General features: G+C 51.5%; 9 protein-coding genes. 8 read left to right on the top strand and 1 reads right to left on the bottom strand.

From position 1 onward, the window contains the following. Positions 1-392: 392 nt before the first annotated feature. From KJ970_13815 to KJ970_13800, 4 genes are all read left to right on the top strand, one after another. Positions 393-1,262, top strand: a complete 870-nt coding sequence (locus KJ970_13815; protein MBU2691992.1) for a retron St85 family effector protein — start codon at positions 393-395, stop codon at positions 1,260-1,262. Positions 1,263-1,434: 172 nt separating this feature from the next. Then, complete coding sequence (locus tag KJ970_13810; protein ID MBU2691991.1) at positions 1,435-2,388, top strand: retron St85 family RNA-directed DNA polymerase; 954 nt, start codon at positions 1,435-1,437, stop codon at positions 2,386-2,388. Between the two features lie 194 nt (positions 2,389-2,582). Next, positions 2,583-3,182, top strand: coding sequence for a hypothetical protein (locus KJ970_13805; protein ID MBU2691990.1), 600 nt, complete (start codon positions 2,583-2,585; stop codon positions 3,180-3,182). Positions 3,183-3,500: 318 nt separating this feature from the next. Then, positions 3,501-4,481 (top strand): hypothetical protein, encoded by a 981-nt coding sequence (locus KJ970_13800; GenBank protein MBU2691989.1) that lies wholly within the window; start codon positions 3,501-3,503, stop codon positions 4,479-4,481. A gap of 178 nt (positions 4,482-4,659) precedes the next feature. On the opposite strand, the gene KJ970_13795 is transcribed toward KJ970_13800, so the two are convergent. Continuing rightward, on the bottom strand, positions 4,660-5,280 hold the full coding sequence (locus KJ970_13795) for a uracil-DNA glycosylase (GenBank protein MBU2691988.1): 621 nt from the start codon (positions 5,278-5,280) through the stop codon (positions 4,660-4,662). Between the two features lie 258 nt (positions 5,281-5,538). Between KJ970_13795 and KJ970_13790 the strand changes: the two genes are divergently transcribed. From KJ970_13790 to KJ970_13775, 4 genes are all read left to right on the top strand, one after another. Next, entirely contained in the window at positions 5,539-7,419 is a 1,881-nt protein-coding gene (locus KJ970_13790; protein ID MBU2691987.1) for a T9SS type A sorting domain-containing protein, read from the top strand. 169 nt (positions 7,420-7,588) lie between these two features. After that, positions 7,589-8,614 carry a formylglycine-generating enzyme family protein gene (locus KJ970_13785; GenBank protein MBU2691986.1) on the top strand — a complete coding sequence of 342 codons (1,026 nt, stop codon included), beginning with the start codon at positions 7,589-7,591 and terminating at the stop codon, positions 8,612-8,614. Between the two features lie 90 nt (positions 8,615-8,704). Next, positions 8,705-9,517: a LamG domain-containing protein gene (locus KJ970_13780; protein ID MBU2691985.1), complete on the top strand. Its 813-nt coding sequence runs from the start codon at positions 8,705-8,707 to the stop codon at positions 9,515-9,517. Between the two features lie 144 nt (positions 9,518-9,661). Further along, positions 9,662-9,826, top strand: a complete 165-nt coding sequence (locus KJ970_13775) for a zinc ribbon domain-containing protein (GenBank protein ID MBU2691984.1) — start codon at positions 9,662-9,664, stop codon at positions 9,824-9,826. Positions 9,827-10,195 lie beyond the last annotated feature (369 nt).

Here is a 10,195-nt window from a genome sequence, read left to right as displayed (position 1 = left end):
GCGGCTTGATGCGTCGTGGTCAAACAAGATGACGCAGGCATCCGGTGATAGCATTACGATTTCAATGGACAAGTCCTTTATCATAGTCAGGCGCGTAGATAATCCCCAATCGCATTATGAGATGGTTTCCTGGGCTGGGGTATGGGACGAGTAGGGGCGATTTTCACAATCAACGACCTCATCTGGACTCCTCCGTAAAGAGGGAACATGGATTTGTCCCCCACGACAGCTGTGGGCCCGAATGCAACCCTCTCTCCGAGCGACCATCGGCCCCGCATTTCATAGCGCTGGCGCTCAAGGGGGAGATGCGATAGGATCATTGCGGGTTGGCAGGGGTCAGGCAAGTGTGGCCCGCGGGCAGCGCAAAAAGTAGATCGAAGGATTCAGTACCGATGCTTGAGTATTTCGCCAAAAAGATACATGACGAAGTTTATAAAGGCTTCCACACATACAAGATTACGCTCTTCCTATGTGGTGCAGGCAGGGCCACTACTGGCTCAGTACGGGAGCGAATCGATGACGCTCTCAGGTCAGAATGGTACTGGTATAAGTACGATATGTTCTATCCTGAGGATCTGTTTGATGACCTCTTGCTCGGCCCAGGCCATCACGACCTTATCAGTCTTGAAAATACCCTCGCGGAAAGCGTTGACGCAGTGGTGTTGGTGGTCGAAAGTTACGGAGCCGTTGCTGAACTTGGCTCATTTGCCTCTAACAACAAACTTCGCAAGAAACTTGTATGCGTTATGGACGAAAAGCATAGGAAAGAGAAGAGCTTCATTCAGCATGGGCCATTGCGGCTGCTTCGCGACAAGAGGGAAGGCGAGATTGTCTATGGGAACTATGCGAATGTCGCGAGCATGATTGAGCCAATTCGTCGAGCCGTTGGCAGAATCCGAAGTGCGGTGAAGAAAAACACGGGAGTCACCAATGTAGTCCAAGCCCATCACTTCATTCTACCTTGTGTCTTCCTTTTTGAGCCAGTGACCCGTGACGAACTTATGACGCTTGTGAAACACGCGTCTGGTACCGCACTGGATATGGCAACAGTTCTTGCTACCGGAGCGATTTCGATCCTTACGAAGAACCGTTACATTGTCTTAGCTCCAGATGGGTACAAACTGACTCCTTCTGGGCTCGGTCGTTTCGCTAGCTTGGGGCGACGGGGCTTGACAGGCCATACCTACGATCCTTCGGCCATGGACAAACTTAGAACGGCAGTGCTGAATTGGCATTGCAGGGGGAAAAAACTTCGTATTTAATGGAGGAACATTGGAGAGCCCACCAGCTTTAGTCGGTCGCTTGCGACCTGTGGACGATGATTCGTCGTCCGAGGTGGAAACAGAGCATTATTGCGGTCAAATTGCGACTTATGGTCGCAATTCAAACGCTTCTCTTGTGAAGTAAAGTTGATTGGGCTCTCCATTCTTGACCATGTCATCCGATAGAATACGTCTGGGTCTGATTGGGTTACCGAAACTTGTATCGATTTCGGACCTATCGGATGCAATACGCCTCTCCAAGGGGCTTCTCTTTCGATGCGCGAAGTATCCTAACAAACAGTATTATACATATACAATCCCGAAGAAGACAGGTGGCACCCGCGTGATCTCTCAGCCTTCAGCGGAGTTGAAGGCTGTGCAAGGTTGGATCTTACGAACGATACTGGATCGCCTCTCTGTGTCACCCGCCTGTAAGGGTTTTGTTCCTGGAGCGTCAACAAGAGACAACGCAACTCCTCACATCGGGGCGAAAGCCATAATGTGTCTGGATATCCAGGATTTCTTTCCCAACGTCAAAGCTTCTCACGTTTACTCCCTGTACCGGACTATTGGCTACTCAACGCAAGTTGCCTCCATACTCACCTCGCTATGCACTTTTCATGGGGGTCTTCCGCAAGGTGCGCCGACGTCTCCTGCATTGGCGAACCTAACTTGTGTCCGGTTTGACGCTCGCATTCTCGGGTACGTTGGAAAACGTGGGATAGTTTACACGAGGTACGCTGACGACCTAACGTTTTCCGCATACTCGTACAGCAGTCTGCCCCGCGCGCTTCCGATGATTACCAAAATCATTGAATCCGAAGGTTTCTTGGTCAACCGCCAGAAAACGCGCATACGCGGACCGGCTCGGCGCCATACCGTAACGGGGCTAGTTGTCACTCAGAATAACGTCGGGGTTGGCAGAAAGACCTACAGGGAACTGCGTGCCAAGTTACATCGGCTCGCCACGATGCCAATCAAAGCTGTTAAGAGAAAGGAGATTGCGAAGGTCAAAGGATCCATGGCTTACTTAAATAGCGTGGACAAGGTTCGTCGAGATCGGTTGGACGATTATTTGATTCATCTTAAGATGAATTATCCAAAATCAATTCTGACAAAGATGTGACAACCCAACCCCCATAAGCACCCCCGGCGCCACCAGTAACAATCGCGGCGAGGTGATGGAGGCGGTTTTGCCTGGACGGGTTATGTAGTGACATGTGACGCAAGAAAAGAAAATCGGTTACTGGGTGAGGTGGAACGATTTGTTAAATAGGTCTTCCTACAGATTCGTTAGGCGATCGCGAACGGGGTTGAGCGATGGCGAAGCATGAAGATGCAAAGAATCTCTTGGCCGTGATTCAGAGTATCGTTCTTTCACTTGCAGTTGCCGGCGGAGCGATTTGGGGATATTACGAGTTTTCTGTCTCCAGAGCGGATCACGACTATGAGCTTAATGATAGGAAGGTGAGAGAGCAGGCGGTGATCAATGTCTCTCTTGAGATCGACCAGGCGATCGTCGCAGAGGCGGGATGCCGACAGATAGTTGTACGGGCAACAGTCGAGAACCGCGGCACGAGGAATATACCGCTGGAACTCGGTCGCACCCCTTTCGCTATAGCACAACTGGGCGCGATTGGTGAGGAAGTCTCGTCGTGGAAAGAGCCGCAGCGCTACGAAGCGTTGGGTATTCACTCGGAAGCGGGAGCAAGTCGGGTTAGTGGTGTCTTCCTCAGGCCAGGTTCCTTTATCGACTTTGTCATGGTGGCTTGTGTGGAGCGAGGGAAGACATATCTGGTCACATTCGGCGCAAAGAGCCCGAGCAAAGAAGAAGACGAAGCAACTGAAGCATTAGATGCGATTGGTCTCGCGCCTGGCGATCAGAGCTGGGGAGTGAGCCAGGTGGCCTTCGTCGAGTGACGTGGCATGGAACGAGATGGATCGCCCAACGGCGTATTGAACCTGACGAGGCCCTTGTCACGGCCGCAAAGGATCATAATGGTGGCGCGATGTTGAGAGTGGCGAGGGCCGCGCCAAGGACCCTCGCTGGTCATGAGAACGTTGAATCTGTAGGAAAAGGTCGGACAGCCTCTACGGAATCCCCTATTTGTTCATGGGAGGCGGGATCCGGGAGGCAAATGTGGTAATCCGTGATGTACCGGGCGGCTTATTCGACGGATTCGTTAGATAGCCTCAGGGCACGGACTGCTGCAGGAAAAGGGGGGGGAATTGGCTAGAATGACGCTAAGAGACCTTCTGGAGAAGCTCGCGGCAGCTGCTCCAGCAGCGATTCCCGTTGTTGGTACTGTATATGCGCAAGTTATGGCCGACATCGGTACCGACCAACTCAAAGGGCTGTTAAGTGAAATTAAGGGGCTGACAAACGACCGGAAAGCTACGCTGAATGCGACAAATGCCGAATTGATGAGTATACAAGACGCGCTTCGTCAGTTAGTTAGCGATCAAAGTAGAAAAGATAAGATTCCCGTTATAATTCCTGTTGGTGGCGAGGGTGGATCGCTATTTCCTGTTACGCAGGTGATGCCTAAGTGCTTGGTCACAATTGGTTGCAGATCCATGTTGCAACATATTATTGATCCATTCTATCGACATGCCGATTTGTTCGAGAGGGTCACTGTATTGACGGGCAAGTATTCGGATGCGATCGAGGAGAACGTGAAGCAAGGTGGATACGGCGATTTTGTTGAATGCAAAAGGCTCGGGGGTGCAACGTTGCCTGCGGTGATGCTTAATCTAAGAAACAGTCTTCCCGACAAGCCCTTTGTGATCCACTATAACGACGTTCTCATTGAGAACTGCGATTGGCCACGAATTTACAATCGATATTTTGAATATAAAAAACGAGAGAAACACATCGGCATGCTCTTGTGCAGTCGGTTTTACCCTCACCCACTTGGAATTGGTGTTATAAGAGAGGGCAGGGCGAATATACTCGAGACGTTCACGGAGAAACCAGAGCAATTGGTGAATGGGAGTCTTGCCAACGTCGGAATTGCGATGTTTGAACCGGAATTATTTGAGTATATTGAAGCCAGTCATCGGGGTCTATTTGAGGATACAATCGCTCATGTGATCAAGGCGAAGCGACCTCTGACTTTGTACCGTGTGGACAATTGGCACCACATACAGGATCTCAAAGCGCTGTACCAAATCCAGAATTTTGCCGACCTGAGTTTCTTAGAGCGCCGGCAGGAATAGTCGCGTCGGGCGCGAACGCTGTCTAACAAGAGGTTGCACCTGATAAAGCCGTTTGTATGTGCGTATTCCACTCCAATCCACCCACCGATCCCGTCCCAACCAACCCCCCATTCCAGCCCGATGCGCTCCCGGCCCCGACCCGCCTCCAACGCGGTGCGGCCTGGGAGGGATAGAGCACTCAGCCTAACTTCTCAGAAACCTCCCACAACGCCTCCAGCACCATCCCCCGATTCTCTCGCCGCCGATTCACAAAAACCGGGCTCGGATGCGGGCACGTCATCAGGACCAGATTGTGCCGGATTTGCCGGATACGCTCGGCCACCCGCTGAGCCTTGCGCCCGACCAGCACGACAATCCGGAGCCGGGGCAGGAGAGCCGGGGGTTCCAAGAGCCGAACCAGCCAAGGCCAGCCCTGCTCAATATCATCGCGGTTGGCAGGACGTATTCGCGGACCATCACCGATGTACCAGGGCACGATATTCCACGAGACGGTCCGGCTGCGATCGATCCCGGCCTCGGCATTGAGCAGAAGCCAGTTCTTGGCGGTCTCGTCTGGGTTGTTGCGGGAGACGAAGCCGCTCTCGACGGCCTTTGGACCCGGAGCCTCAAGCAGAAACAGGCACTCCGCGTTCACTCCACCATCGGCTGGGTCGAAGTAGGGGACGTTTCTGCCGCAATTTTGCTGGCGTCGGATTGTCTCCACAAAGGCATTCAGTTTCGCCACATGTGGTTGGTGAATCTGAGCGAGACGCTCCTCTCTATGCTTTTTGTCGCCGAGGGATTTGGGCTGATTAATCATTGGGAAATCCTATCTGCTTGGCCAGCTCTCAAATCAGTCACCGGAGCAGCATCAACTGCTCCCTTCCGCATTCGATTTAAAAATGCCTGGCGATGATTTCGCAAGGGATCTGTCGATCCTAGGCCAGACCTGAGCAGCACTAATCCATTGCACCATAATCACATGCCGCCCGATTTCTCCCATTCCCATCCGCGCCATTCAGTGCTATCATCCACCTGCGACTGTGTGTCCCGTATTCATACAACATGGGGGTGTTCTATGCCGGTACGTTTCAGCTTCATAGCTCTGCTCGTTTTGCTCGTGCCTGTAGCTGGCCTGGCCACGACCTGGGAGATCTATCCCGACGGTTCGGGTGACGCGCCGACGATTCAGGCGGGGATCGATACAGCTGTGGATGGTGATATTATCGAACTAGCCGATGGGACTTTTACAGGCGATGGCAATCGTGACATTGAATTTCTAGGCAAGGCAATCACCGTTCGCTCCCAAGGTGGCGATCCTGAGACTTGTATCATTGATTGCGAAGGGAATGGGTCTTCTCAACACCAAGGATTCGTATTTGTAAATGGTGAGGATGAGAATTCTAAACTACATGCAATTACTATAATGAACGCATACCTAGTCGAGGGCCGTGGTGGCGCAATATACTGCTACTCCTCATCACCTGAATTCCAAGACTGTATATTCAGTCACAATTCGAATATAAATGGGTACACAGATGGCTTGGGTGGAGCGATATACTGCCAGCTTTCCTCCGCCACGTTCACCAATTGCAGATTTATAGGTAATTCCGCAAGATTTGGTGGGGCGTTCTTTTGTAACCAATCCTCTGCTTCATTCGAGGCATGCACTTTTGAGAGCAATTGGAGCGAGAGCTATGGTGCAGCGATTGACTGCCTCAATTCCACTCTCCATATCATGAATTGTCTATATATCGATAATTGGGCCACAAATTCAATTGGCTTAGGATATGGTGGTGCTATTCATATGCACAACTCTCAATGTGATCTAAATTACAGTCTGTTCTTGGATAATATGGCCCATCAGGGGGGCGCCATCTATCTTTACAACAACTCAGAATTATATTGTATCAACAGTACATTTCATAGAAATTCTGCAACCACACATGGAGGGACTTTTTACCTGACGGAAAATTCCTCAGTTGAGCTGGTCAAATCGATTATAACCTCTACTCTCTCTGGTGAAACAGTGTTTTGTTTTGATGGCGGTACGGCATCTCTGGAATGTTGTGATATTTATGCCAATAACGAGGGGGACTATGATTGGTGTATAGGAGGTCAAGAGGGTGTTGATGGCAACATCTCAATAGATCCGCTCTTTTGTTATCCTGACACGGCGGATTATAACCTTGATGGCCGTTCCCCCTGTCTTCCCGAGAATCACCCTGATGGTCCAGCGTGCGGACTGATTGGCGCCTTCTGGGAGGGCTGCAATCCAGTGCTCGGGGCTTGTTGCTTGTATGATGGACCATGTGAGCAATTGAACTCTGAAGATTGTGATGGTATCGGAACCTGGCTAGGACCGGAGACAGATTGTGATTCTGATCCTTGTCCGCCACCGACGGGTGCCTGTTGTGACGTGCTTTCATGTGATTGTTCTCTTGTCGGTAGTGAATCTGAGTGCAATCAGCATGGGGTCCAATACGAATTTTTAGGATTTGGTACAACCTGCGATCCGAGTCCATGTGCAGGTGTTGGAGCCTGTTGCTTTCCAGGTGGCTGTATAGAACTCAGTTGCGAAGATTGTGAAACTGCTGGAGGCGGTTATCTTGGTCCTGAGACAATTTGCGAGCCGGGGCTTTGCGAATCCTCTAAGATTCCAGAGACATTTGAGCATCAAGCATTGCCCAGCCTTACTCAGCCCTGGCCTAACCCGACCACAGGGAACTTAAAGTTTAATATAATTCTACCCATGAGCGCCCGAGTCCAAGTTAAAATCTTTGCGATAAGTGGAGAATTGGTGGGTACAATCGTTGATAAACGTCTATCCTCGGGAGTTCACGATTTCACTTTTAATCCCCTTGGGCAAACCGGCGGCCAACTGCCTACTGGGATCTATTATCTCAAACTAGAGGCAGATGGGATAAGGGAGACACGGAGGATGGTTCTGATTCACTGATCACGAGCATGCCAAAATGTCTTGGTCAGATATTGACATTGCTGCGCCCTGATCGGGGCGCTTGATGTCGGGTGCGGGATGGCCGGAGTGTCAAATGCGAGGGTTGAGAATACGACTTGGGGCCAGATCAAGGCGACGTATCGGTAACAGCAACTGTGGAGGTTTATAAATGAATCGGTGCATCATGGTGATGGTTGGGATGGTGCTGATGGCTGGTGTGGCTGCGAGTCAAAATGATGAAATTTGGAAGATGAGAATACACAAGGGTCAGGATGTTGAGCTGCATAACCTGGCAGAAATTGATAGCGTGACATTCTTCATAGATGTCGCCCCCGAGGGATTCACACATGTCCCGGCGGGAGTGTTCACTATGGGCGATGGAGCGGCTTACTGCGGTACGGATGAGCGGGAAGTTACCCTGACCCGTGATTTCTTTCTCGGCCAGCATGAGGTTACAAACCAGGAGTACATGGAGGCGGTCCAATGGGCCTACGACAATGAATATGTGACGGCTACGACATGCACTGTACGAGACAATCTTGATGGGAGTACCGTGGAGCTTCTGGATCTGGATGGGCATTGTGAAATCAGTTTCAGCGATGGGATTTTCTCGCTACGTGACGCTGGCCATGGAATCAATCCCGATCATCCTGTGATGGACGTGACCTGGTACGGCGTGGTGAGTTACTGCGACTGGCTGAGTTTGCAGGCGGGTCTATCACGGGCTTACGAGCACGGCGGCGACTGGCAGTGCAACAGTGGAGATCCGTACGGTGCCGTTGGCTACCGGCTGCCGACCGACGCGGAGTGGGAGTATGCGGCGCAATATGATGATGAGCGGATCTATCCATGGGGAGACGATGCTCTGGATTGCGACCGGGCGAACGCTGATGGTTGTGTCTATTGGACCACACCGGTAGGGGACTATCCGGATGCGCCGGAAACATTGGAACTTTCAGACATGGCCGGAAATGTTTGGGAATGGTGTAACGATTGGCATCAGTGTAACCTTGGGACAGGCCAGCAGGCCGATCCACATGGGCCAGTAGTCGGTATCTATCGAGTATTGCGTGGAGGGTCATTTGGTTCTACCCCGACTCCCGAAACCTATCGTTGCGCTTATCGACATAACTTTCTCCCGGGAAACAGCGACGTGGCTGTCGGCTTCCGAATCGCCAGGACGGTGCAGCCCTGAGTCTGTAGCCGGTGCGAATGCAGGGGTGGAGAATACGATGTGGGGGCGGGTGAAGGCGACTTATAGGTAGAGCAGCTTGGGGGAGTATAGATGAGATGGCGTATTGGTTTTGTGATCAGCATGATGCTACTTTTTTGCATGGCAGCAAGTGCGGGCGATTGGAAAATACAAATCCATCGATCTGGCAGCATTGATGAATATGTCTTGTCTGGAATTGATAGCCTGACTTTATCCGACGGGGTGACATCGCGGTATGTCCTGGACCTAAATGGAGCTAACACCTCGGTCACGGTCCCGCATGAATCAGGTCTCAATTTCGATGGTCCCTTTACACTTGAGGCATGGGCGATGGCCCGTGATTACCAGTATCCTGGGCATCAGCAGTCGCCGTTCCCGGTAAATTCCATCATCGACAAACGTGATGATTCGGGATTTGGGCGGGGCTATGGACTAGACCTTGATTCGGGTTATCCCCGGGTTTGTGTGGCAACCGGCCAGTCTGAAAATGTCGCAGCCATTTCGGCAGTTCAAATCGAACTCTATCAATATCACCATATCACCGGTTCATACGATGGGGATTCGCTAAGGATATTCCTTGATGGGATCTGTACAGGAACACAGTATATTCCAGAGACTTATGTAATTGGCACAGGCAACTTCGTGATGGGATCGAGATACTCCCATGATATGTACTGGTGGGACGGCCAATTCGCGGGAGTGCGGGTATCTGACATCTGTCGTTATGTAACCGATTTCACTCCGCCTTCGATCTTGACATCAGATGCCAATACAGTCGCATTCTGGCCGCTTGATCACCGGGCAGGGGACATTGCCGTTGACGAATCGGATAATGGGCATCATGGGATTATTGCAAATGGGACCTGGGTTGAGTGGAGCAGGTAGGTTCTGGGCAAGGCTCCCGAATCGCCAGGACGGTGGGGCCTTAATGGAAGGCTGAGGTGGTACAAAGAATGGGGACAGGTCACAAGGGGGTTCTGCGAGCAGCTGCGCCAGTTCACGCCCTACCAGGGGCAAGGAGATTCTGTGATGCCGGAGTACATTTACAAATGTGAGCCTTGCGGGAAGAGCTTCACTGTAACGATGGGGATTCTCAAGCACGACACAGCCAGGATCAAGTGTCCGAAGTGCAAATCCGTCAAGGTACGGCAGCAGATCACGAGCTTCGGCGTCGCCACGAAAAAGAAGAGCTGATCCGTAGTCCGCGGAAGTGTGCCACGGCGGCGCTGAAAGGGCGCAGTACTAATTTCACATTCCACTATCCCCCAACCCGGCACCCCGCCGGGGAGAGGTAGCGAGTTTTGGCTGGTCTTGGTTCTGTGACAGATCTGGTTCTAGCTTGATTCAAAACTCAGCGGTCTGCTATTCTCCTTTTTGAACCGAAGTGTGAGCCGGCCGCTAAACTTCTGTCGCAGGGGAGGGAGCCAATGCAACGGCTGCTACTGTTGGGAATTATGCTCGTATTCGTTATTAGTTGTGATGACGACAAGAAAACTACAGACCCATCTGAGATCTTTGGCACGATCGCGATTAATCTTAATCCAGATAGTATAAATGCACTGT

It is taken from the genome of Candidatus Eisenbacteria bacterium, from assembly GCA_018831195.1.
Taxonomy (GTDB): Bacteria; Eisenbacteria; RBG-16-71-46; order CAIMUX01; family JAHJDP01; genus JAHJDP01.
Note: the sequence above shows the minus strand (reverse complement) of the source record. Positions and strands in the feature narration are given on the sequence as shown.